The 24,160-nt window shown below is 45.2% G+C and carries 24 protein-coding genes, 1 other RNA gene and 5 pseudogenes; 22 read left to right on the top strand and 8 right to left on the bottom strand.

All coding sequences use genetic code 11. The features are described 5' to 3' along the window. Window positions 1-81: 81 nt before the first annotated feature. The 3 genes from JCM10519_RS29840 to JCM10519_RS13285 all read left to right on the top strand — a co-directional run bounded on the left by JCM10519_RS29840 (window position 82) and on the right by JCM10519_RS13285 (window position 1,664). Entirely contained in the window at window positions 82-273 is a 192-nt protein-coding gene (locus tag JCM10519_RS29840) for a hypothetical protein (protein ID WP_347844150.1), read from the top strand. 71 nt (window positions 274-344) lie between these two features. Further along, window positions 345-800, top strand: a complete 456-nt coding sequence (locus JCM10519_RS29835) for a TraX family protein (protein ID WP_347844243.1) — start codon at window positions 345-347, stop codon at window positions 798-800. 87 nt (window positions 801-887) lie between these two features. After that, complete coding sequence (locus JCM10519_RS13285; protein WP_054739934.1) at window positions 888-1,664, top strand: TatD family hydrolase; 777 nt, start codon at window positions 888-890, stop codon at window positions 1,662-1,664. A gap of 794 nt (window positions 1,665-2,458) precedes the next feature. On the opposite strand, the gene JCM10519_RS13280 is transcribed toward JCM10519_RS13285, so the two are convergent. Next, the gene (locus JCM10519_RS13280; protein ID WP_054739719.1) at window positions 2,459-3,004 is read right to left on the bottom strand and encodes a DUF6143 family protein; all 546 of its coding nucleotides are present in this window, start codon (window positions 3,002-3,004) and stop codon (window positions 2,459-2,461) included. 192 nt (window positions 3,005-3,196) lie between these two features. Here JCM10519_RS13280 and JCM10519_RS13275 point away from each other — a divergent pair, with 192 nt between their 5' ends. From JCM10519_RS13275 to dhaS, 5 genes and pseudogenes are all read left to right on the top strand, one after another. Next, window positions 3,197-3,340 carry an XkdX family protein gene (locus JCM10519_RS13275; protein WP_054739717.1) on the top strand — a complete coding sequence of 48 codons (144 nt, stop codon included), beginning with the start codon at window positions 3,197-3,199 and terminating at the stop codon, window positions 3,338-3,340. 11 nt (window positions 3,341-3,351) lie between these two features. Then, window positions 3,352-3,591, top strand: coding sequence for a hypothetical protein (locus JCM10519_RS13270; protein WP_054739933.1), 240 nt, complete (start codon window positions 3,352-3,354; stop codon window positions 3,589-3,591). Between the two features lie 2 nt (window positions 3,592-3,593). After that, window positions 3,594-3,887, top strand: coding sequence for a phage holin family protein (locus tag JCM10519_RS13265; protein WP_347844149.1), 294 nt, complete (start codon window positions 3,594-3,596; stop codon window positions 3,885-3,887). Between the two features lie 318 nt (window positions 3,888-4,205). Then, window positions 4,206-5,060: pseudogene (gene rsmA, locus JCM10519_RS13260) on the top strand (16S rRNA (adenine(1518)-N(6)/adenine(1519)-N(6))-dimethyltransferase RsmA). A gap of 16 nt (window positions 5,061-5,076) precedes the next feature. Beyond that, the gene (gene dhaS, locus JCM10519_RS13255) at window positions 5,077-5,640 is read left to right on the top strand and encodes a dihydroxyacetone kinase transcriptional activator DhaS (RefSeq protein ID WP_054739714.1); all 564 of its coding nucleotides are present in this window, start codon (window positions 5,077-5,079) and stop codon (window positions 5,638-5,640) included. On the opposite strand, the gene JCM10519_RS13250 is transcribed toward dhaS, so the two are convergent. After that, window positions 5,637-5,870, bottom strand: a complete 234-nt coding sequence (locus JCM10519_RS13250; RefSeq protein WP_054739712.1) for a hypothetical protein — start codon at window positions 5,868-5,870, stop codon at window positions 5,637-5,639. The two genes, dhaS and JCM10519_RS13250, sit on opposite strands and share 4 nt — an antisense overlap. Window positions 5,871-6,211: 341 nt before the next feature. Between JCM10519_RS13250 and JCM10519_RS13245 the strand changes: the two are divergent. From JCM10519_RS13245 to JCM10519_RS29820, 4 genes and pseudogenes are all read left to right on the top strand, one after another. Next, a pseudogene (locus JCM10519_RS13245) lies at window positions 6,212-7,811 on the top strand (oleate hydratase). A 192-nt stretch (window positions 7,812-8,003) separates the two neighbouring features. After that, on the top strand, window positions 8,004-8,147 hold the full coding sequence (locus JCM10519_RS29830; protein ID WP_347844148.1) for a hypothetical protein: 144 nt from the start codon (window positions 8,004-8,006) through the stop codon (window positions 8,145-8,147). Between the two features lie 73 nt (window positions 8,148-8,220). Continuing rightward, window positions 8,221-8,619, top strand: coding sequence for an ABC transporter substrate-binding protein (locus JCM10519_RS29825; RefSeq protein ID WP_347844147.1), 399 nt, complete (start codon window positions 8,221-8,223; stop codon window positions 8,617-8,619). Then, window positions 8,612-9,676, top strand: a complete 1,065-nt coding sequence (locus JCM10519_RS29820) for a peptide ABC transporter substrate-binding protein (RefSeq protein WP_347844242.1) — start codon at window positions 8,612-8,614, stop codon at window positions 9,674-9,676. The genes JCM10519_RS29825 and JCM10519_RS29820 overlap by 8 nt, the downstream gene beginning before the upstream one ends. Window positions 9,677-9,835: 159 nt before the next feature. Here JCM10519_RS29820 and JCM10519_RS13235 read toward each other — a convergent pair whose 3' ends face one another. From JCM10519_RS13235 to nagB, 5 genes and pseudogenes are all read right to left on the bottom strand, one after another. Then, window positions 9,836-10,387, bottom strand: a complete 552-nt coding sequence (locus tag JCM10519_RS13235) for a TIGR01440 family protein (protein WP_054739710.1) — start codon at window positions 10,385-10,387, stop codon at window positions 9,836-9,838. Window positions 10,388-10,424: 37 nt separating this feature from the next. Then, window positions 10,425-10,845 (bottom strand): annotated as a pseudogene (locus JCM10519_RS13230) (HIT family protein). Window positions 10,846-10,940: 95 nt separating this feature from the next. Beyond that, window positions 10,941-11,108: a hypothetical protein gene (locus JCM10519_RS29815; protein ID WP_347844146.1), complete on the bottom strand. Its 168-nt coding sequence runs from the start codon at window positions 11,106-11,108 to the stop codon at window positions 10,941-10,943. Further along, on the bottom strand, window positions 11,068-11,346 hold the full coding sequence (locus JCM10519_RS13225) for a hemerythrin family protein (protein ID WP_347844145.1): 279 nt from the start codon (window positions 11,344-11,346) through the stop codon (window positions 11,068-11,070). The genes JCM10519_RS29815 and JCM10519_RS13225 overlap by 41 nt, the downstream gene beginning before the upstream one ends. 242 nt (window positions 11,347-11,588) lie before the next feature. After that, window positions 11,589-12,323: a glucosamine-6-phosphate deaminase gene (gene nagB / locus JCM10519_RS13220; protein WP_054739709.1), complete on the bottom strand. Its 735-nt coding sequence runs from the start codon at window positions 12,321-12,323 to the stop codon at window positions 11,589-11,591. A 117-nt stretch (window positions 12,324-12,440) separates the two neighbouring features. Here nagB and JCM10519_RS29810 point away from each other — a divergent pair, with 117 nt between their 5' ends. Beyond that, window positions 12,441-14,012: a DUF6128 domain-containing protein gene (locus JCM10519_RS29810; RefSeq protein ID WP_347844144.1), complete on the top strand. Its 1,572-nt coding sequence runs from the start codon at window positions 12,441-12,443 to the stop codon at window positions 14,010-14,012. On the opposite strand, the gene JCM10519_RS13210 is transcribed toward JCM10519_RS29810, so the two are convergent. Next, window positions 14,009-14,509: a hypothetical protein gene (locus JCM10519_RS13210; RefSeq protein WP_347844241.1), complete on the bottom strand. Its 501-nt coding sequence runs from the start codon at window positions 14,507-14,509 to the stop codon at window positions 14,009-14,011. The genes JCM10519_RS29810 and JCM10519_RS13210 overlap by 4 nt on opposite strands. Before the next feature lie 402 nt (window positions 14,510-14,911). On the opposite strand from JCM10519_RS13210, the gene tadA reads away from it, so the two are divergent. The 9 genes and pseudogenes from tadA to JCM10519_RS13170 all read left to right on the top strand — a co-directional run bounded on the left by tadA (window position 14,912) and on the right by JCM10519_RS13170 (window position 23,706). Next, window positions 14,912-15,406 (top strand): tRNA adenosine(34) deaminase TadA, encoded by a 495-nt coding sequence (gene tadA, locus JCM10519_RS13205; protein ID WP_054739707.1) that lies wholly within the window; start codon window positions 14,912-14,914, stop codon window positions 15,404-15,406. A gap of 60 nt (window positions 15,407-15,466) precedes the next feature. Continuing rightward, an RNA gene (ffs, locus tag JCM10519_RS29805) (signal recognition particle sRNA large type) lies at window positions 15,467-15,728 on the top strand. 217 nt (window positions 15,729-15,945) lie between these two features. Then, window positions 15,946-17,023, top strand: a pseudogene (locus JCM10519_RS13200) (ATP-dependent 6-phosphofructokinase). Window positions 17,024-17,036: 13 nt separating this feature from the next. After that, a pseudogene (gene dnaX, locus JCM10519_RS13195) lies at window positions 17,037-18,621 on the top strand (DNA polymerase III subunit gamma/tau). Window positions 18,622-18,653: 32 nt separating this feature from the next. Further along, window positions 18,654-19,007, top strand: a complete 354-nt coding sequence (locus JCM10519_RS13190; protein ID WP_054739705.1) for a YbaB/EbfC family nucleoid-associated protein — start codon at window positions 18,654-18,656, stop codon at window positions 19,005-19,007. An 88-nt stretch (window positions 19,008-19,095) separates the two neighbouring features. Next, the gene (gene recR / locus JCM10519_RS13185) at window positions 19,096-19,692 is read left to right on the top strand and encodes a recombination mediator RecR (RefSeq protein ID WP_054739703.1); all 597 of its coding nucleotides are present in this window, start codon (window positions 19,096-19,098) and stop codon (window positions 19,690-19,692) included. A gap of 138 nt (window positions 19,693-19,830) precedes the next feature. Next, window positions 19,831-22,020, top strand: coding sequence for a tetratricopeptide repeat protein (locus JCM10519_RS13180; RefSeq protein ID WP_054739701.1), 2,190 nt, complete (start codon window positions 19,831-19,833; stop codon window positions 22,018-22,020). A gap of 225 nt (window positions 22,021-22,245) precedes the next feature. Next, window positions 22,246-22,992, top strand: coding sequence for an HAD family hydrolase (locus JCM10519_RS13175; protein ID WP_347844240.1), 747 nt, complete (start codon window positions 22,246-22,248; stop codon window positions 22,990-22,992). Window positions 22,993-23,073: 81 nt separating this feature from the next. Next, window positions 23,074-23,706: a CvpA family protein gene (locus JCM10519_RS13170; RefSeq protein WP_347844143.1), complete on the top strand. Its 633-nt coding sequence runs from the start codon at window positions 23,074-23,076 to the stop codon at window positions 23,704-23,706. Window positions 23,707-24,160 lie beyond the last annotated feature (454 nt).

Genomic DNA, 24,160 nt, shown 5'->3' with positions numbered 1-24,160 from the left:
AATGTCTGGGGATACTTGATAGAAAACAGCGAAAGGCCGGGTAACTTGATCCGGCCTTGTTGTTTTAAGGAGGAAGATTCCATGAAGGAGTCAATCAGTACCCGTACAAAAGGAATAACAGGAAATACTTTAAAGATGATCGCCATTGTTACCATGCTCATAGACCATATAGGCGTGGCTGTTGTTGAAAACGGTATTTTAAAAAAATCAGGACAACCCTCCTGCCTGGGAGCTTTTGGGCTTGCAGGGAGGAAACCTGTGGAACACGGCTGACCTGGTGCTTAGAACCATTGGAAGAGTTGCATTTCCTATTTTTTGCTTTCTGCTGGTAGAAGGATTTTTTCATACCAGGGATATTAAAAAAATATGGAGCCAGGCTTTTTTTATTCGCCCTTATATCCGAGATTCCCTTTGACCTGGCAATCTTTGACCAATGGTTTTATCCAGACTATCAAAATGTATATTTTACCCTGTTCATTGGTCTGTGTGTCCTTTACTGGTATGATAAGGCTTTGGGGAACCCAATCAGGCAGACCCTGGTATTTTTAGCCGGATGCGGCGCGGCTGTTTTTTTGAAATGTGATTATGATATCATAGGGATTGTCATGATCCTGCTATTTTATGTTTTTCATAAAGATAGGAAAACCCAGACCATTTGTGCAGGTATCCTGCAGCCGGTGAGAGCCTTAGCTATTTTGGGTCGGCCATCCTTGCTTCATCCCTATCAGCATGTACAGCGGAGCCAGAGGAAAAGGGAATTTAAAATACCTTTTTTTACTGGTTTTATCCTGTTCACTTAGTTTTGCTTTATATCCTGCGTTTGATTATTATAAAGTAAGAAAGGCACCTTCATGGATGAAGGGACCTGCTCGTTAAAGGAGATTCCTATGATTTTTGATACACACGCCCATTATGATGATGAGGCATTTAATGAAGACAGAGAGGAACTGCTGACAAGCCTTTTTGACCATGGAATTGAGGCTGTTACCAATATAGGCGCCAGCATGGAAACTTCCAGGAACACCCTGGAACTGGCGGAGAAATATCCATATGTATATGGAGCGATCGGTGTTCATCCCAATGAAACCGGTGAGATGAACGAGGAAGATATAACCTGGCTGAAGGAACGGTCTGCCCATAAAAAAATCGTGGCAATCGGTGAGATCGGCCTTGACTATTACTGGGACGAGCCGGATCATGATACCCAGAAAAAGTGGTTTATCCGCCAGCTGAACCTGGCAAAGGAAGTAAAGCTTCCTGTGGTCATCCATAGCCGGGATGCGGCAAAGGACACCTTAGATATCATGAAGACAGAGGGGGCAAAGGACATTGGAGGCGTGATTCACTGCTTTTCTTATGGAAAGGAGATCGCCAGGGAATACTTAAATATGGGATACTATCTGGGGATCGGAGGTGTCCTTACCTTTAAGAATGCTAAAAAGCTTAAAGAAGTGGTGGAATATATGCCAATGGAACAGCTGGTACTGGAAACAGACTGCCCTTATCTGGCTCCCGCACCCAACAGGGGAAAGCGCAATTCTTCCTTAAATCTTCCCTATGTGGTGCAGGAAATCAGTGCCATTAAGGGAATCCCAGAAGAAAAGGTCATTGAAATCACCAATCAGAATGCCAAAAGGCTATACAGGCTTTCGGAACAGCTATAAAAGGAAACGGAGGACATTCAGGGCGACACTGGGAAATCCCTATTACATTTTGCTGCGGTACACTCTTCCAAAGTGATTATATTATATACATTGTGAATGTTCTCCAACATCCTCTTTTTAAGCCCCATTTTTTATCAAAAGCAAGGATATGTTATTTGTGGAGAAGTCAACGGTTTTCCCGATGATATCAGACTTTATACATTAAAGAAACAGCTATAATTTATAGCAGAGATTATGAGCATAATGTGAAGCCGATAAAATTGAATATGCAAAGAAAACCTTTAACTATCAGTATTAAGCTGGTAGTTTTTTTTATTGCCAGAAACGAGGATGGAAACGTTGTGTAAGAACTTTGAGCCGGTGGAGCTGGAGTCAGAGGCAAGCCAGGATAGAGGGCATCAGCGATGGTGCCTGCTACGTAAATTAGTATCAGAGGAAAAAAGATTGCAAGATTAGAAATTCAGAGCGAAAAGGAATTGATTGAAAAATCAGATGTGTGAGGAGTTACAGATAAGGAGCAGAAGAAAGAGCTTACTTGCAGCCTTACAGGTCACAGTAAGATCCAGACGTTTTGCTTTGGTTATTACCATTATGCAAGGTGCTTTTGCTGTGTACATTATGTAACCGGCCTAGACTCTGCATTTGGGATGGGCTGTCGTAAAATGGTGGACAATACGATGATGCCCCTGCAAACTGTGGCATGATCGTGTTAAAAGCCACAAATGCTTGCAGGGGGTAGCTATTAGTGATTCTGAAGTTTTCCATTTTGCGGCGACCTCATTCAGCAGATGCTATTAATAAGGCTCTTCCCACCAGCCAAATGCAATGCGGCCCAATATTTTTTCATCACTTGTTTCCGGAGGAAGACAATTTATCAGGAAATTCCCTCCTGGCGGACAAATGAATTTTCCGTCCTCTTCCGATACGATTGTCGTTTCAGCTGGACAACGGCGACCAAATATTAACGTTCCTCCCGTAGGCTCTGTGTCTACATTATCTGCATATAAAAACTGAACATTTGGTTTTGGAACAGGCTGTATTGCAGTGTTTGCGGAGCTTTGCATATCAGTTAGCTTCGCTGTACCTGAAACTGTTGTATTCAGCCAAACCTGAAAAGAAAAAGGGATTTCAGTAACGTTACCTACCGTAAAAACATTTACGAAAAGCAATACGCCGGAACATTTGGGATTAAAAAGGCCAGCCCATGCATATTTGCCGGAGCCAAATTCTTCGCGGCTCAACCCTACGAAATATTTTCCCTGAAGAGATTTGGATAATGAAATTGGAATTTGCTCTGTTGTATTTTGATACCCCGGTTGACAATATAGATCATTATACATTAACATTCTCCTTAATTTTATTTGCACTACATTATATTGCGTTTGTTTTAGAACTGTTAACCTCAGATTTCTTTTCAGGGTTATATAAGCCTATGCCCGGATCCGAAACTGAGAGAGGTACCAGGGCAGAGAATGCTGAAGTGGCGTATCTATCCGAGATGTCCGATGTTGACATAGAGGGGGCATGAAATCATGAGTAAGTTTGAAATGGTAAAAAGCTTTTACAAAGTAAAACTATGGTCAATACAATGGGTGTATAATGCCGCAGGCCGAAGGATCACTGAAAAAGAATATCTGGATATTACCGGGAAAGAGTATGAAAAAGAGAAAGAATGAGGTATGGTCCTTTGTTAGAAATCATAGAGTATATGGACAGGCAGCGGGTGGAATGGTTATTTTTAATTATATCCGCTTTATTGGGCTGGGGGTACCGAAGGCTTGCTAAGAGATTTTGTCCCATTTATGCCAAAGAGAATGTAAAGCGGATGTATGATGCCTATCATGATCTGGGTGGGAATCATGCAGCAACGAGACTTAAAGACAATTTATTATCCATGCCGGAGAAACCGGAAGAAAGAGAGGATTAATTATGGAACAGATTATGAATTATGTCAAACCGGAACTGATCGTGGTGGCAGTAGTTCTGTATTTTTTAGGGCAGGCGATTAAAAAGAGCCAGACCATCAAGGATAAGTATATCCCTCTTATCAATGGGGCTGTGGGCATTGTGTTGTGCGGTATATACGTGTTGGGAACAAGTAGCTGCCAGACCGGGCAGGAAATTGCTATGGCGGTGTTTACGGCAATTACCCAGGGTGTTCTGGTTGCCGGATTGAGTACATATGTAGATCAGATTATTAAGCAGTCTAGAAAAACTGAATAGTTGTTGCGATATCACAACTTTTGGGCCTGGGTGATCCTGGGCCTTTTTCTTTACATAGTAACGCTGCTGGCTCAGGGCTGAATAATAATGTTGACTATCCTGTTTCTTACTGCGCTATTAACGGCACAGCGGACAATAAAGAAGATTGTGCGAACAAATGTTCTGAGTGCCGGAAGGAATTACTGGGAAGTAAATTACCTATATAAGATCAGGCATTTTGAGCCTGTCTATAAATCATTGACTTTTAGATCATAATAAGATACCATAAATTAATAAAAAAATGAATGGAAAAAAACTATATGCAAAATAAATTAGGTAATCCCCAAAAAAACAATCGAGATCATTCAGAAATACGAATTTGCCTTCCAGAAGAAATTTGGACAGAATTTTTTTAATAGACACCCACGTATTAGATAAGATCATAGCTGCAGCAGGTGTAACAAAGGAGGACTGTGTTCTGGAAATCGGGCCGGGGATCGGCACGATGACCCAGTACCTGGCAGAAAACGCCAGACATGTGGTGGCAGTGGAGATCGATTCAAACCTGATTCCCATTCTCAAAGAGACCCTGGCAGACTATGAGAATGTGACCGTTATCCATGATGATATTCTTAAGGTTGACATCAACCAGATAACAAAACAGTATAACGACGGACGTCCGATCAAGGTAGTTGCAAATCTGCCCTATTACATCACAACTCCTATTATTATGGGCCTTTTTGAAAACATGGTGCCAATAGACAATGTCACGGTCATGGTTCAGAAGGAAGTGGCAGACCGCATGCAGGTAGGGCCTGGTTCCAAGGATTACGGCGCTCTTTCATTGGCTGTCCAGTATTATGCAAAGCCCTATATTGTGGCAAACGTCCCGCCTAACTGCTTTATGCCCCGGCCGAATGTGGGGTCCGCGGTAATCCGCCTGACCCGCCACAAGGAGCCGCCGGTAAAGGCAGAGGATACAGGCTTATGTTCCGTCTGATCCGTGCTTCCTTTAACCAGAGAAGAAAGACCCTTCAAAACGGACTGAACAATTCGCCGGAGGTTCCCTTTACAAAGGAAGAAATCTCGGAGGCAGTGAAAAGCCTGGGACTTGGGCCATCGGTGCGGGGAGAAGCATTGACTTTAGAGCAGTTTGCTTCCCTTAGCAACTATTTTACAGGAATGAAAAGATAATAAACCAGGAGGGATTATGTCGGATTCGCTGATTACAAAACGTGCAATAGCGGAAGCCTTAAAACAGGTATGCAGGGAAAAACCCTTTGATAAGATATCCATAACAAATATCACATCCGTATGGGGGTTAAACCGGCAGACCTTCTATTATCATTTTCAGGATAAATATGAACTTTTAAGCTGGATCTATTATAATGAGAATTTTGCCAAAATAGCAGAAGACATTACCCTTGAGAACTGGAACCAGAAGATTTATGAACTGCTTCAGAATATGAAAGAGGAAAAAGCCTTTTATATCAATACCATCAAAGAACAGGAACATACCTTTGAGAGCTATCTGTTTGAGATGGCAAAGGCTCTGTTTTCCGAAGCGATTTTAAAGCTGGATGAAAAGAAGAAGCTCACCATGGAGGAGATGGATTTTGACGCAGAATTTTATGCATATGGCATCTGTGGGATTATCGTTGACTGGGTGGAGAAGGGAATGAAGATGGAACCCCGGCTTGTGGCTGATCGTTTAAAAAGCCTGGCCAGGGCTACGGAGCGGGCTGGTTATCTCCGAAGCCAGGCGGAGCTTTAAGAAAGCTTATGCATGATGATATCCAGGCACTCTTCTCTGGAACAGTTTTTAATGAGCGCAACCAGATCAGAATAGGAAAAAAGCTCTGCGGATATTGGACTGAATTTATCCAGCAGCTCTTCTAAATTCCGGGCGGTTCGCTCCGGCGATTTCTGCCCATTTTTTAATTGGTGGAAAAGCGCCGTTTTCAGGACGGACTCCCGGATATGTTGGTGTATAGTGGTCGACATAAAAAGTCCTCCTTTTTCATTATATCTATTTTAAAAGAAGGTAAAAAAATCTTCTATAGACAAAATTCGAAAACTGTCTGGTTTTACGACATCATTTTCCTGATGTCGTTTTTTTATACAACTAAAAAACCATGTATGGTGACGGATAAAATGAAGTATGATAATATAAGCGTATCAGTAGTCATTACAATTCATAGAATGGAGCGTTGCATATGAAAGGAAAAAAATAATTTCGGAAAAGTGCTTGCATGGGGAGCTGCGGCAACTGCGGCAGGAGTAGCCGCAAAAAAAAGCCTATGATTATTCAAAAAAACAGATGGATTTAAAAAAATGAAGAAGTCATGAGACATAAGGAAAACGGCCAGACCCCGGGAAAAGCGTATTTTGTAGGCGGCGGTCTGGGAAGCATGGCAGGAGCGGCTTACCTCATACGCGACTGTAACATGCCAGGAGACCAGATCACGATTTTTGAAGGGATGCATATTCTGGGAGGAAGCAATGATGGCATCGGAACCCCGGAAAAAGGCTTTGTATGCCGGGGAGGACGTATGCTGAATGAAGAGACATACGAAAACTTCTGGGAACTGTTCCGTTCCATTCCTTCTTTAAATAACCCATCCCGGAGCGTTACCGAAGAGATATTAAGCTTTGATCATGCCCATCCAACCCATGCAAAGGCCAGGCTGGTGGACAAGGATGGAACCATTCTTGATGTGAAGAGCATGGGATTTACCCAGAAGGAGCGCATGGCGCTGTTAAAGCTTATGAATACTTCGGAAGAAAAGCTGGATGATATGACCATTGAGGAATGGTTCGCTGACATGCCCCATTTCTTTACAACGAATTTCTGGTATATGTGGCAGACCACCTTTGCATTCCAGAAATGGAGCAGCTTATTTGAATTCCGCCGCTACATGCGCCGGATGATTCTGGAGTTTTCCAGGATTGAAACTTTGGAAGGGGTAACAAGAACTTCGTTAAACCAGTATGACAGCGTCATCCGCCCTCTGGAGGACTATTTAAGAAAGCAGGGAGTTGTTTTTGCAGAAAACTGTACGGTTACTGATATTGACTTTGCAGATGAAGAAGGGATTACTGTTAAGGTGCTTTATTTAAAGGATAACGGCATAGACAGGCAGATTGAGCTTCAGGATGGCGATATCTGCATTATGACCAATGCCTGCATGACCGACAGCGCAACCCTTGGAGATCTGCATACTCCGGCTCCGGAGCCTGTTTTAAGGCCAATATCCGGGGAATTATGGACAAAGGTATCTGCAAAGAAGCCTGGTCTTGGAAATCCTTACCCGTTCTTTGGTGATGTTCATGAGACCAACTGGGAAAGCTTTACCGTAACAAGCCGCGGAAATAAGCTTCTTAAAATGATTGAGGACTACTCCGGCAATGTGCCTGGAAGCGGAGCCTTATGACCTTTAAGGATTCAAACTGGCTGATGAGCATTGTTGTAGCTGCCCAGCCTCACTTTATCAATCAGCCTATGGACAGACGATCTTCTGGGGATATGGGCTTTATACGGACCGGGAAGGGGATTTCGTAAAGAAACCCATGAAGGATTGTACCGGTGAAGAAATGCTTATTGAACTTCTCCATCATCTTCACATGGAAAACCGCAAGGATGAGATCCTGGCAGATGTGGTCAATGTCATTCCCTGCATGATGCCTTATGTTGATGCCCAGTTCCAGCCCCGCAAAATGACTGACCGCCCGAAGGTGGTTCCTGCCGGCTCTACCAATTTCGCCATGGTAAGCCAGTTTGTGGAGATTCCGGACGACATGGTATTTACCGAGGAATATTCAGTCCGGGCAGCCAGAATCGCTGTTTACACGCTGATGGGAGTAAATAAAAAGATTTGTCCGGTGACTCCTTATGTGAAGGATCCAAAGGTTCTAATGAAGGCAGCGCAGACCTCATACCGCTGATAAAATACAAAAATGTCTTCTTGGGCCAGACATTTCCCTACCTGGAAATGTCTGGCCCTTTATCGATTTACCACGGTAACACGCGGGTGTCATAAAATTTCACGTTGCAAGAACCTTCTTTCTGTGGTATGCTAAAACTTGCGTTGTCTGTGAAGGACGGACGCAAGAAAAAGCAGATATGGAGGAACAGTTATGAAGAAAATGGCGCTTGTACTAGCGGCAGTCCTTGCTTCAGGGATGGTCCTGACAGCATGCGGCGGTTCCGGCAAATCCGGTACAGCCGGCAGCGAAACACAAAAAAACAGAAGCAGCAGGAAATACTGCAGGAGGTCTTGATCTGGCAGTACAGATCGGTCCTGATCCGGAAACCATTGACCCGGCCTTAAATTCGTCAATTGACGCAGCTAATATGATCCTGCACGCATTTGAGACACTTTTAACCTTTGATAAGGATAATAATATTATTCCCGGACAGGCAGAGACCTATGATGTGAGTGATGACGGGCTTACCTATACATTTCATTTACGCGATGGTTTGAAATGGAGCGACGGCTCTGAGCTTACAGCAGAAGACTTCGTATATTCCTGGAAGCGTCTTGCAGATCCTGGGACAGCAGCTCCTTATGGAGCAGACATGCTTTCCATGGTAAAAGGATATCAGGAGGCAGCAGCAGGAAACGTTGATGCACTGGCAGTATCCGCACCTGATGCCAAAACCATTGTAGTGGAACTGGCTTCTCCCTGTGTGTATTTTGATAAAATTGTTACCCATGCCAGCATGGCCCCTGTAAAAAAAGGATATAGTTGAGGCAAAGGGAGACCAGTGGTCTTTAACTCCTGATACCTATATATCCAACGGACCGTTAAAAATGATCGAATGGGTACCAGGTTCCCATATTACCTTTGCTAAGAATGAAAATTACTGGAATGCAGATACTGTAACCTTAAATACCTTAAAATTCGTTCTTATGGAAGATGCCAATGCGGCTTACAGCGCTTATCAGACTGGTGAAGTTTCCATGATCAAGGAGATTCCTACTGATGAGATCCCAAGCCTTCAGGGCAGGCCGGATTATCACCTGGAACCACGTATGGCTACTTCCTATACGATTTTCAACGTTAAAAAGGCGCCCTTTGACAATGTGCTGGTACGCCGTGCATTAAACCTTGCAGCTGACCGTGAGTACATTGCCAATACCGTAATGGCAGGAACTGTTATACCGGCTACCAATTTTGTAGGCCCTGGTATTTCTGATGCGGAAAGCGGTTCTTCCTTCGAAGAAGTCACCAGAAAAAATAACGGCGGTGATTACTTTAACGTAAGCAATTATGAAGAAGATCTTAATAAGGCAAAAGAACTCCTGGCAGAAGCAGGCTATCCAAACGGAGAAGGCTTCCCGGTGATCGAATATATGACCAACGAAGCCGGTTACAATAAGCCGATTGCAGAATATTTACAGAGTGCATGGAGCGAGCTGGGCATTAGAATGGATATTAAGATTGTTGAATGGTCTACCTTCGCACCAACCCGCCGGGCCGGTGACTTCGAGATTGCCCGCGGCGGCTGGGTATACGACTATGACGATCCTTCCAATATGCTTAACTTATTCACCACGGAAAGCGGAAACAACGATGGAAAGTATTCCAATCCTGAGGTGGACAACTTATTAAAACAGGCCCGTGATACGTCTGATAAGACAGAGCATTATGAGAAGCTTCATGCAGCAGAAAAGATGATCATGGAAGACTCAGCGGTTGCTCCGCTTGTATACTCCAGCGATTTCTATCTGCAGAAGCCTGAATTAAAGGGCACATGGCACTCTCCATACGGCTTCTGGTTCTTTACACATGCTACCATGGAATAATGGCTGGAACCAAAGGAACCGTCATAAAATAGTTTAAAAAAATAGCATAAAAAAGGCGCGTCTTGATGAACTGTATAAACAGTTTCAAGGCGCGCTTTTTTGCGCGGTGCCAAGGTTATGCAGGCTTCCGTCCCATACTCCTGGTATTGAATCCCCTGCTTATCCCAGGGAATCGTTATAGCAGGCACGGGCTCCGCCAATATACTTTGGCCTGGTACGGGCAGTGACCACATGGGCAGCGCCGATGTACCTGGTCTTTATCCGGACCGGAACGGCCACGGCCTTTAAGTGCATGCCGATTAAGGTATCGCCGATATCTATTCCGGCATGGGCCTTTATTGATTCTACCGCCACCGGAGACTGCAGGGTCTGGTAAGCTGCAGTGGCAAGGGAGCTGCCGGCTTTTACCTGGGGCACCACATTGACCGGCTCGTAGCCATATCGCATGGCGGCCTCCTTTTCCAGGATCAAGGCCCGGTTTAAATGCTCACAGCACTGGGCTGCAACGTAAATCCCCTGTTGGTTAAAAACCTCATAAATGGCGGAAAAGACGGTCTGTCCGATTTCCTCGCTGGAATGGGAACCGATCCTGTGGTCGGATATTTCACTGGAGGAGCAACCGATCACGACTAAGTCCTTCTCATTTAAATGTGCCGCTTCCAGCAGCTCTTTTGCAGCCATTGTGGCCTGTGTTCTGATTTCATCTAACATGATCCGACATCCTCCTCATGAGTGTTTTTTTCTTTATTTATAATGCTGCACGGATGGCAGCCGCCATTTCCTCATATTCTTTATCCGTCAGATATACCTTGTCAGGATTCATGGCAAAGGTACTGCCCCATTCGTCCCCGCCGTTGTATTTTGGAACGATGTGCATATGAAGGTGACAGCCGGTATCGCCGTAAGCGCCGTAATTTACCTTATCCGGGTTAAATACTTTATGGACAGCCTTAGAAACCCTGGCTACATCAGCAAAAAAAAGCATTTCTTTCTTCAGCTTTAATATCCACCAGCTCGCTGACATGGTCTTTATAAGCCAGAATAACTCTGCCCCTTTTACTCTGCTCTTTAAATAAATATAAAAATCCTGTCTCCATTTCGCAAATGGGATAGCCGAATTTTGCAACAAGCTCTCCCTTCCTACAGTATGCGCAATTTGGATCTTTCATAATCATGTTCCTTCCTTCTGCCGGAGCGTTGCTTTTGTTTCCCAGCCTGTTCTGTCAAAATATCGGTTCAATGAGATGCATTTTACTCTGGAAAACTAAGACCTGCTTTTAATATGGGCGGCCACCTTGACATCCTCTTTCTTGATGTGGTTGATCAGCCAGCCCCCAATGGCGCTGTTGACCTCACCAACAAGGGCGATGGTCGGACCGTCCTTGTCCAGCTTAGCACAGATTCCTGCCACCACTTTTTTTGAACTCTTCATGGTAACGCCTGTGGTTTACATAATCTGGATACTGATTCTGCAGCTGGAGCTTTTCCTCATCGCCGAAATGTTTTGCAGTATAGTCCTGCAGAAATTTGGCAGTATTAGCCAGTTCTGCACGGCCTTTCCCTGTAGAGCAGGCGGCAAGCAGGTTATTGACTGCATCAATCAGCTGGCGATGCTCGGAATCAATTAAGGGGTTGCCGGTTTCTAAATCTTTTGTAAATGTATATGCCATATTTATCGTCTCCTTATCTTGCATTTTACACTCATTCTACACCATTTCCAGAAAAATTCCAACCGTTAATTTCCCAGCCATCCTAAGGAAAAATATGCCCTCAGAAAACTTCAGAAATGAGAAGCTCCGGTTTTGCTCATTGAGAATGTCTGCTCTGAAAATAGGCATAAAAAAGCCCGGCGCAAAAGCAGCCGGGCAGTTATTGTCATATAATATGTCATTGGAAAAATATAAGTCTTGGTTTAAATGTTTTCCATCCTGGAAAGAGCTGCTTCGTCTGCAACTATGGTAACATCCGGATGAAGCTGCAAAATAGATGCAGGAACACGGGAAGTAACCGGTCCGCAGATTACATCATAAAGGATGTCCGCTTTATCTGCTCCGCTGATAATCAGCAGGATCTTTCTGGCTCTCATAATGGTGCCGATTCCCATGGTATAAGCCTGGCGCGGAACTTCGTCAATTGATGCGAAGAAACGCTTGTTGGCTTCGATGGTGCTTTCCTGAAGGTCCACAATGTGGGTGTCCTTTGGGAAGATGTCAGAAGGTTCGTTAAAGCCAATGTGACCGTTGTGCCCAAGTCCTAAGAGCTGTAAGTCAACACCGCCAAGGCCTTTAATTACTTCCTCATAGCGGGCAGCCTCTTTATTGGCATCAGGTTCCATACCATTTGGTATATTTGTATTTGCTTCGTCAATGTTCACATGGCGGAACAGATTCTCACGCATAAAATAATAATAGCTCTGGTCATTATTCCTGGTAAGTCCCTTGTATTCATCCAGATTCGCAGTCTTTACCTGGGAAAAATCCAGATCCCCTTTGTTGAACCACTCGATTAACTGTTTATAGGTGCCGACGGGAGAGGAACCGGTAGCCAGTCCCAGAACGCAGTTCGGTTTCATAATAATCTGAGCAGATATAATATTAGCGGCCTTACGGCTCATATCATTGTAGTCCTTCGCGCGATAAAGCTTCATTTCTCTATCCCTCCATACGTTGAAAAAAAATTTTATACATTCTTTTCATAAGGATAACATTTTTGTGTCATAGATGCAATGGCATTTTGCATAAAATAATTATAAAGGAGTGATGGCATGCCTAATTATCGAAGACTAATCTCATATATTTATGCCTATGAAGGCGCAGTCAAAGGAAAAAACATTGGATTTGCCAAGATAGAGACGAGAGGGGTCCAATGCAAAATTACGGTCAGTGTCAAAAGGATATATGTGGGCGGCAATGATATTGGAGTATACTTATTAGCCGCCGACCAGGAAATACTCCTGGGCAATATTTTTATACGCGGCGGTTCCGGTGAATTCAGGACTGTGGTATCGGCAAGTGATATAGAGCACTCCGGAATTAACATGGATCAGTGCTATGGACTGACCATCCATGATGTGAAAAATACATGGCGTTCCTATACGACCATTTGGGAAGATGCCGTTGCCCATGCGGCAGAAGTCGATCTGGAGAGTTCGGCCAAGGTTGTTTCGCAGAAGGAACAGGCTGTTATTTCAGAAGAACAGATAAAACGGGCGGTGCGTGAAATCGCAGAAGAATTCCCGCTGGAGTCAGATGAACTCCAGGAGACTTCCCAGGCAGAGATTTCACCGGAGGACGAAAAGATTGAAGCTTCCTCCAATGACCGGACGGTTGAAGAGGAGATTCCGGAGGCCGGGGAACAGGAACTGCCGGAAGAGGAGGACCTGCAGGCAGAGAATCTGGAGGAGGAAGATCAGGATCCAGTTGATGGGGATATGGATTTTGCCGTACCTGACGGCGGAGAACTTTTAAATGCGGAATCAAAAGATGGTGAACAAGAGGCCATGTCTGATGAGGCAACAGCGGACGAAGACGGCGTGCAGTACGCAGAGGAATCGGAAGAAGACGTACAGTACATGGAAGAGCCGGGCCTGGAGCAGGCAGAAGCCGAGGAATCAATTGGAGAGTTGACGGGAGCCGGGGAGCCGGAAGTCCAGCAGAGTGCCATGCAGTCTGCGGCAGAGCCAGCATACGGAGATTGGGAAAATGACGGACAGGAAGACACACCCAGTGAAATGCAGGAGAAAGAAATTGAGCAAGAGGCTGGGGCTTCCGTCGATGTACAGGAAAGGGAAGCAGTATTCAGTGAGCCTTATCCCTGCAGCGGCCAGGATGAGATTGGTGAAACCGTTTGTTACCGGACCGATGCTGTGATAAAAGAAAGCATGGGCAATCAGGAGGTACGGCCACAGCTGGGAAATCCTGAAGAATTAGAGCGCCTGCGCCAAAATGAGATCCAGGAAGATAATACCCATAATCTGATCTGGGAGAAGCTGAAACGCGAACATACAAGGATTCTTGCATTTGATTATGAGGATGGCTGTGAAATTCTGACCATCAAGCCCCAGGATATCGGTGTTCTTCCAAGAGACGCCTGGGTGTATGGCAATAACAGCTTCCTTCTGCATGGATACTACAATTACCGTTACTTAATCCTTGCAAAACTATTGAACCCAAGCGGGATGCCCCGTTACCTTCTGGGGATTCCAGGGCATTATTACAGCAATGAGAGATATATGGCTTCCATGTTCGGTTTTCCGAATTTCGTGCTGTCCAAGGAGCAGCCAATGGAAGACGGCCGGTTTGGATTCTGGTATACCGATGTAAAATTAGGGGGCTAATTTAAGCCCCCTATCGGCATACCCTGATTAATCCTCAACCCCCTAAGCATGGCATTGGGAATCAAGGGTTTTAAGATGTTTAAGAATTTATCCAGCTCTTCCTTGGAAAAGGACTGATAGCCAGGACACAGGACCTGGTCCGAGTCCGCATAGTTTTGCAGATAATAATGGGGACAACCTGCCAGCCATTCCCCGATATCTGCAAAATCCCTGAGGCTGTGAATCCCTTTTACAGCCGTTGTGCGGAATTCAAAAGGAAGGGTTCCATCAAGGAGAAAAGCAGCGCTTTCCTCAATGGCCTTTATCTTAAGACCCTTTACTCCCGCCGCCTTGGAATAATTTTCCCTGCCGGCTTTAATATCCATTGCTGCATAATCCAAAAGTCCCTTTAAAACAAGACTTTTTAAGACCTCCGGCCGATAGCCGTTGGTATCCAGTTTAATGAGATAGCCCAGATCCCGTATTTTCCGGATAAAGGGTTCTAAATCCTCAGCCAGGGTGGGTTCTCCCCCTGTAATGCAGACTCCTTCTAAAATCCCTTTTCGTTTATTTAAAAAAACCTAAAATTTCCTCTTCACTGAACATGGACTCTGCCTCGCTGCCGATGAGTTCGCTGTTATGGCAGAAGGGGCAGCGAAAATTGCAGCCGCCGAGAAAAATCGTGGCTGCTACGTGGCCGGGAAAGTCCAGAAGCGTTGTTTTTTTGAAGACCGCATAGTTTCATACCTTCACCATTCCTTTGTTTCGTGATATACTATAACAGTATACCACATTTAAATATCCTGCGGGTATATCATTATGCTTAAAAAGCATGAGAACCAATATAGAAACGCCCCGCATGCATTTCTATATGCCTGGAAAATGTGGGCAATAAAATTGCCGATCAAAGAGGAATGAATATGACAACAGATGAGAAATATATGCGCACAGCAATAAGGCAGGCTGAAAAGGCAGGCGCCATAGGCGAGGTCCCCATAGGCTGCGTCATTGTTTATGAAGATAAGATCATTGCCCGCGGATATAACCGCCGCACCATTGATAAAAATGTCCTATCCCACGCAGAAATCAACGCCATCCGCAAAGCCTGCAGAAAAATAGGGGACTGGAGACTTGAGAACTGCACCATGTATGTTACCCTGGAGCCCTGCCCCATGTGTGCCGGAGCCATTGTCCAGGCCAGGATCCCCAGGGTGGTCATCGGCTGCATGAATGAAAAGGCCGGCTGTGCAGGATCCGTGCTTGATATGCTTCATGAGGAAGGCTTTAACCATCAGGTTGAAACAGAAACAGGGGTTTTGGGAGAAGAATGCTCTCAAATGATGAAAGATTTTTTTAAAGAGCTGAGGGAAAGGAACAAGAAGAAACTGGAAGAGAAATCCCCTTCAACTCCTTGACAATCCGCCCTTTTCCATGTATACTAAAGTGCGATTAAACTAAATTATGTCATAAAGCTTCCGTGCAGCCGGGGAGATAGCGGTGCCCTGTACCTGCAATCCGCTCTAGCAGGGGTGATGTCTCACCCAGGGCTGTCTATTGTAGGGCTGCCCCTGGTAAGTGGCGATGACGTTTGGGTCTTACGCAACAGATCTTCATGAACCGTGTCAGGGCAGGAATGCAGCAGCACTAAGTGAAACCTTCTGTGTGCCGTGAGGGTGCCTGGACCGAGTTAACTGCCAGGGTAACGTCTGTGATAGCGGTTCAAAGTGAGACGCACGGATTAAAATATAAAGAATTATCAGACGCCGGAGAGCAGGAAACTGTTTTGCGGTGTCTTTTGCAATTAGTAATTACCATTTTTAATATTTTCTTACATTTCTTATGAAATAAAGTTTTCCCTTGCCCCACATTCCCCTTTGTATTATAATTATAAAATGGGTATAATACTACCTATTTCCAAAAGACAAATCTAATCAAAAAAAAGAGGTGTGCTTTCATGATAAGAATTGGAATGCTTACAAGCGGAGGCGACTGCCAGAGCCTGAATGCCACCATGCGCGGCGTAGCAAAGGCACTGTACCGAATGCCCGGCGATATTGAGATTGTTGGATTTGAAGACGGTTACAAAGCTGATTTATGATGAGTACCGTATCATGAAGCCGGAAGACTTTTCCGGGATCCTGACAAATGGCGGGACAATCCTTGGTACATCCAGACAGCCGTTTAAACTTATGAGGACACCTGACGAGAACGGTCTTAATAAAGTAGAAGCCATGAAACACACCTATAAAAAGCTGAAATTGGAATGCCTGGTGGTATTAGGCGGCAATGGAAGCCAGAAAACGGCCAATCTCCTTCGGGAAGAGGGACTGAATGTAGTATCCCTTCCCAAGACCATTGATAATGATTTGTGGGGAACCGATATTACCTTTGGTTTCCAGAGCGCAGTCAATGTGGCTACCAATGCCATTGATTGCATCCATACGACAGCAGCTTCCCATGGACGAGTATTCATTGTGGAAGTCATGGGACACAAGGTCGGCTGGCTTACCCTCCATGCAGGACTTGCCGGCGGAGCCGACATCATCCTGTTGCCGGAGATTCCCTATGATCTGGATATCGTGGTCAAGGCATTAAAGAGCAGGGCCCAAAAAGGCAAGAAGTTTTCCATTCTGGCCGTGGCGGAAGGGGCAATTTCCAAGGAAGATGCCTGCCTGACGAAAAAAGAATTAAAAGAAAAGAAGAAAAATGGAGTGGTTTACCCTTCTGTGGCATATGAGATCGGGGCTCAGATCACGGAGCGCACCGGACAAGAAGTGCGGGTTACCGTACCAGGCCATATGCAGAGAGGCGGCGATCCATGCCCCTTTGACAGAGTGCTTTCCACCCGCCTTGGGGCTGAGGCAGCAAAGCTCATAAATAACAAAGAATACGGATACATGGTAGCGGTGAATAACAATGAAATTGTTAAGATCCCGTTAGCCGATGTAGCCGGAAAATTAAAAACCGTCGATCCGGAAAGCTCTATCGTTAAGGAGGCCAAGATGATAGGCATCAGCTTCGGCGACGAATAAGGAGTTAACAGGCATGTCATATACGGCATTGTATCGGAAATGGCGTCCTTCTTCCTTTTCGGATGTAAAGGGTCAGGACCATATCGTACAAACATTAAAAAAACCAGATAGTATCCGAACGTATCGGGCATGCATATCTGTTCTGCGGAACAAGAGGAACCGGTAAGACCAGTATTGCCAAGATTTTTGCAAAAGCGGTTAATTGTGAACATCCGGCAGACGGAAGTCCCTGCGGGGAATGCCAGACCTGTAAGAACATCGCAGCCGGCGCATCCCTTAATGTGGTTGAAATTGACGCTGCGTCAAATAACGGCGTGGAGAATATCAGGGAGATAAGGGAAGAAGTCCAGTATCCTCCCACAGAAGGCAAATATCGGGTTTATATCATCGATGAGGTTCATATGCTTTCAACAGGAGCATTTAATGCACTGTTAAAAACATTGGAAGAACCCCCATCCTATGTTATATTTATTCTGGCAACTACGGAAGTCCAGAAGATTCCGGTAACGGTCCTGTCACGGTGCCAGCGGTATGATTTTAAGCGCATTACGGTGGAAACCATTGTAGAGCATTTAAAAGGTCTGACAGCTGCAGAGCATATCCAGGTGGAAGACCATGCCCTGACCTATATCGCCAAGGCGGCTGACGGCGCATTGCGTGATGCCTTAAGCCTTTTGGACCAGTGCATTGCATTTCATTACGGGGAGCTTCTCACCTACGACAATGTCCTGGATGTCCTGGGAGCCGTAGACATCACCGTGTTTGGAACGATGTTCCGCGCAATCGCGGAAAACCGGACAAAAGACTGTATTACCTGCCTTGAGGAGATGGTGATCCAGGGCAGAGAGCTGGGCCAGTTCGTTATTGATTTTATCTGGTATTTAAGAAACCTTTTAATACTAAAATCCGTTGATCATGCAGAAAATCTGCTTGATATGTCAACGGAGAGCCAGAACCTGTTAAAAGAGGACAGCAAACTTACGGACAATGATACGCTTTTGAGGTATATCCGGGTGTTTTCGGATCTGTCCAATCAGCTTCGCTATGCTTTCCAGAAACGGGTCTTAATTGAAGTTGCCTTAATCAAGCTGACCCGCCCCCAGATGGAACAGAATCTGGATTCCATACTTCAGCGGATCAGCAATATAGAAAAGCAGCTGGAAAGCGGTATCGTGGTAAATGCTTCCCCTGATGGCTCAAAACCGGCGGAAGGAAACGCCCCTGTCCACGAATTAACCCCAGCAGAGCGGGTGGCCTTACCAAAAGGCCAGCTTGAGGATTTAAATCTGATCCGCAGTGAATGGGGGAAGATCATTCGGGAATTAGGAGGACCTATCCGGGCCAGTTTCCGGGATACGGTTGTAGAGCCCGCAGGAGAGAGCTGTCTTTGCGTAGTCTTTTCCGATCAAAGCAACTACATGATCGGAAGCAGGGAGGTAACTGTTTCAGAGATTGAGCGGTATGTGGAAGACCATTACCAGAAGTCCATAACCTTTAAGACAAGGCTTCGGGGCGGAGAGGAACGGTTTGATACCGTTTATGTCAGCGATGAAGAATTAAAAACCAATATTTTAATGGATATAACAATTGAAGATTAAAAAATCATAAAAATAGCAGGAGGATACACACCATGGCAAAACGTGGCGGTTTTCCAGGCGCAATGCCTGGCAATATGAATAATTTAATGAAGCAGGCTCAGAAGATGCAGCGGCAGATGGAAGAGACAACAAAGGCGCTGGAGGAAAAGGAATATACAGCCGCAGCAGGCGGCGGAGCTGTGTCAGTCACTGTTTCAGGAAAAAAGGAAGTGACTGCGGTTAAATTATCCCAGGAAGTTGTGGATCCAGACGATATCGAGATGCTTGAGGACCTGATCATGGCTGCTACGAATGAGGCGTTCCGCCAGATGGAAGAAGAAAGCAGCTCTGCTATGGCGAAGCTGACCGGCGGCCTTGGCGGTTTAGGCGGAGGCTTTCCGTTCTAAAGGTTGAAAGAAAATCATTTTTCAACCATGAATTTGTGAATCAACTGGATATGCAGGCATATCCGCTTGATTCATTAGGAGACAAATTATGAATTACTATAGCAGTCAAATAACCAGATTAATTGAAGAACTGTCCAGGCTTCCGGGTATTGGCAGTAAATCCGCACAGCGTCTGGCATTTCATATCATCAATATGCCGGAGGAACAAGTGGCAGGTCTTGCTTTATCCATTACAGAAGCAAAACGCAATGTACGTTACTGCAAGGAATGCTTTACCCTGACGGATCAGGAGAAATGTCCCATCTGCCAGAGCGAAAAACGCAATCACAAGGTAATTATGGTAGTGGAAGACACCAGGGACTTGGCTGCTTATGAAAAGACAGGAAAATTTGATGGCGTTTACCATGTTCTGCATGGGGCTATCTCTCCCATGCTGGGAATTGGACCTGGTGACATAAAGCTGAAGGAACTGATGCAGAGACTGCAGGGGGATGTGGATGAGGTGATCATTGCAACCAATTCCAGTCTTGAGGGAGAGACCACAGCCATGTACATCAGCAAGCTGATCAAGCCGACAGGAATCAGGGTTACCCGTATAGCCAGCGGAGTTCCCGTTGGAGGAGATTTAGAGTACATAGATGAGGTGACATTGTTACGGGCCCTGGAAGGCCGGGTTGAACTGTAGCTCATTTGCCTTGTTAGGAGATATAAGGCTGAAAATACATCTTTTGGCCTTGAGTTTATGCATCAACGGGACAGGCAAGCATATCCGCCTGATTCATTAGGAGACAAATAATGGATAAGTACGAGTTTAATATAAAGGTTGAACAGATTAAAAAAACTGGTCGGCAAAAACGACTATGATACGGCTATGAAAATAGCCGACACAATAGACTGGAAGAGAGTCCGCAATACCAATCTGCTTTCCATGGTAGCCATGGTTTATGAGAAAAATGAAGATTACCAGGAAGCCAAGGAGATTCTTCTCCAGGCTTTTGAACGTGCTCCAATTGGGAAACGCCTTCTTTATAAGCTGGCAGAGCTGGCGATCAAGGAGGGAAATATCGAAGAGGCAGAGGCCTATTATAAGGAATTTGGCGACTTGGCATCTGATGATCCCAGGCAGCAGCTGCTTCGCTATATGATTTTAAAAGCAAAAGGAGCGCCGGCCCAGCAGCTTATTCATTCCCTGGAATCCTATACCAGCGTGGAGCTGGATGAGAAGTGGCTGTATGAGCTGGCTGAACTGTATAGCCTGGCAGGCATACCTGACCGCTGCGTGGAAACCTGCGACAGGATCATGCTGATGTTTGGTCTTGGAAAATATGTGGACAAGGCCATGGACTTAAAAATAAGGTATGCACCGCTTACCAACTACCAGATGGATCTTGTGGAGAACCGGGACAAATACGAAGCCAAACTGCGGGCAGTTGAGCAGGAATACAGCGCAGGAAGAAAACGCAGTCCGGAACCGGAGCCGGAGCCGCAAGAAGAATACTATGAAGAAGAGCAAGATCCCCATGAGGAGCCTGTCATGTCATTTAGAGAAAACCCTATGGAGGATAATCTGGAAGCGAGGCTTCAGGAGGCTGCAGTTCAGGAAACGCTGGCAAGAGAAATGTCAAAGATCTCCTATGAAGAACCCATTATGCAGGAAGAGCCTAAGCTGGAACACACCAGAGTGCTGGAGGATATCCGGAGGGTAGGCCGCCCTGTAACTGCCATGCCAAGACCCAGGAATCTCTATGAGCCTGCAGAAGAGGACTCTCTTTTGTATCATTCGGGGCCTGTTATAGAGGAAGAGGAACCGGAAGGTCCTGGAATGGAAGAGTCCGACCTTGGCGGATATTATGACGGTGAAGGGGAATATGAAGAACTGGATGAGGCCAGAGAGCAGTCTGCCGCTACAGATGATAATTTTCATGAATCCGGTGATCAGCCGGAGGATGATTATGGCTATGAAGAAAATGATTATGACCAGCCGGATGAATCCTATTATGAAGAGGAAGAGCAGTCTTATGAATCTTTAAATCCAGTATCAGAAGAGGAAGACGCCCCGTCCTGGAACCAAAATTTCCAGAGCTACGGCGATGAGGATAATCTGGAGTTTGAGGATCTGTATGAAGAAGACGAAGAACCAGAAGAAACTCCTGTTCAAAATCATCTCATGATAGAGGCAAGAACTCCTGAAAAAGGACTTCAAATGGCTGTTGAAGCCTTAAAGCAGATTCATAATGAAAATAACGTAAAGAATCCGGTGGCAAAAATCACTGGCTCCAAGCTATCCAAGCGCGGAGTGCTGGCGTCTGCAGACAGGCTGGCTGGAAAGGATCTGGTCATTGAGGAGGCCGGGGATCTTACCAGGGAAGCGCTGGAAGAATTAAATGAATTGATGGATCAGGATACAAGCGGAATGATCGTGGTTCTAATTGATAACCCAAATCAAATGGAAACCCTCCACCGGGAACATCCGGCACTTGCAAGTAAATTTGAATGCATCGGAAGCGGAGAAGAAGCTCCGGTTTTCTGTGTAAGAGAAACAGTACGGGAGGAAAGACCGGTTAGAGCTGCCAAGGCACCCGCTTATAAACCCTTAACCCCTGCCTTTAAACAGGAAGACTTAAGAGAAGAACCCTGCGAGGATTATGGGAAACAGGAATATAATTATGAATATGATTCCTGGCAGAAGAACGATTATAGGGGTAACGGCGCCTATGAAAATGTCGTCTATGAAGACGGGACTTACGAGGACAGTAGTTATGAAGACGGTGTCTGTGAAGACGGCGATTTCTACGAAGAGGGTGAAGAATTCCGCCCGTCTGTCCGGGATGAGGAAGGCCCTGGCTTTCAGGGAGAAGAGATGGGTATTGACGAATTCGCCCAATATGCCTGTCGTTATGCCAATGAGATCGACTGCAGCATTACCGGAAAGAGCATGCTGGCACTGTATGAAAGAATTGAGATCATGGAGGAAGACGGAGTTCCTCTCAACAGGGCCAATGCGGAAGGCTGATCGAAGAAGCGGCTGACCGTGCAGAAAAGCCTTCCCTTGGAAAAAGGATTAAAGGTCTGTTTTCCACAAAATATGACAAAGACGGCCTTCTTGTTTTAAAAGAAGAACATTTTATTTATTAAATTGGAGTAGTAAACGTGGATATTAAACTCATTGCAATTGATTTGGATGGTACCCTGTTAGACAGTAAAAAAACGACTATCTGATGTCAACCGTAAGGCGCTCATCCAATGTGTTCAAAAAGGAATATGGGTTGTTCCGTGCACCGGCCGGACAGTAGATGGAATACCGGAAGAAATAAAAGGCATTTCCGGAATCCGATATGCAATTACCACTAATGGCGCGGTCATCGAGGATATGAAAGAAAAAGCGGTTATTGACACCCGGCTGTTACCCCGGGAACATGCGCTGGAGCTTTTGCACCTGGTAGATTCCTACCATGTCATGTATGATCCCTACATAGACAGGCGTGGGATAACGGAACCCCGCTTTATTGAACACCTGTCAGAATACAGCCTGCCGGCTGAGTTGCAGGAAATGGTCCGCATGACCAGGGATGTCCATCCCAATATCATAGAGTTTGTGGAAAAAAGCCATAAGCCTGTAGAGAAGATCAACCTGTTTTTTCCGGATATGGAAGAACGCGCCAGACTAAGGGCTGAATTGGAAAAGAGGGGAGATATTCTGGTCACCTCCTCCCTCCCCAACAATCTGGAGATCAATGCGCCTGGTGCCACAAAGGGAGAAGCAATCTTAAGGCTTGCCTCTCATTTAGGACTTAACGGAAAACAGACAATGGCAATTGGAGATGGAGAAAATGATTTTTCCATGATCCAAAAGGCAGGAATTGGAGTGGCTATGAAAAATGGAAGCAAAGAGCTCCATACGGCTGCTGATTATATAACGGATACCAATGATGAAAACGGAGTAGCATCCGCAATTAACCGTTTGGTATTCGGAGCAAAAGGTTGAAAGAAAAATGTCCTTCAACCTTGAGTTTGTGGATCAACTGGATATGCTTACATATCCAGTTGATTCATTAGGAGATAAATTATGACAAAGCTATATATGGAAAACTGGTTATCTGTAGCAGCCGGGGTTTATCTTTTGGGGATGGTCCTTTATGGCCATCACAGAGGATTTATCCGGTTGGTCGTATCAATGCTGGCGGTGGTCCTATCCTTGACCATTGTCCGGGTCGCTTTACCCACAGTAACAGGGTATTTAAAGGAAAATACAGGTCTTCAGCAGACTATTTCAGAGAACATGAAAAAATCCATTGGTTTGGAGCAGGAAGAAAATCCTTCCGGGGAAGCCTTGGAAGCTCCCTCAGCCCAGCGCATGATTATTGAAAATCTAAAGCTGCCCCAAAATATCAAGAACGCACTCATTGAAAATAACAACAGTGAGGTGTATCAGATGCTGGGAGTTCAGGCGTTTACGGACTATGTTGGAAACTATCTAGCAGATGTAATTCTTAATTCTGCAGGATTCGTCCTGCTGTTTGCTGGCATCTATGTGTTCTCAAGGCTGGTCATGAGGTGGCTGGATATTATTTCCAGGCTGCCTATCATATCAGGAATCAACAAAATAGCAGGCGCCTGCTGGGAGGCCTGGAGGGACTTGTATTCCTGTGGATTGCCTGTCTGCTGGTCACTGCTTTCTCCGGAACTGAGTGGGGCTTAATGCTGACCCGGCAGATCGAAGCGAGTAAATGGCTGTCCTTTATTTATACCCATAATTTCCTGAATCTGATGGTTCTAGGGGTACTGCACAGCTTTGTGTGAGACAGGAATTGTATCTATCATATATTCAATTAAAACAAATCTGCAAGAAAAGGTAGGATCGCCTTTGCTTGCAGATATTTTTTTCAACCACTAAATATAGTAAAAATAAGGAAGAATGCTTATATATAGTAGGTATAGAGTCTCTTGAAAAATTGTTCGAACAAATGGAACAAATTCCCTTGACAATCTCATACGGACATGTTATATTAAAGACCCGGTGCGAGACAGACCGCGCCGGCAATCAATTAAAACAGATTGAAAAAAACGAAAAAAAAGTTGTTGACAAAGAAACGGCCACATGGTATAGTAAATGAGTTGCCGATGAACAGACAGCAACAAACAAAAAGCACTTT

Source organism: Clostridium sp. NkU-1 (genome assembly GCA_001312405.1).
Note: the sequence above shows the minus strand (reverse complement) of the source record. Positions and strands in the feature narration are given on the sequence as shown.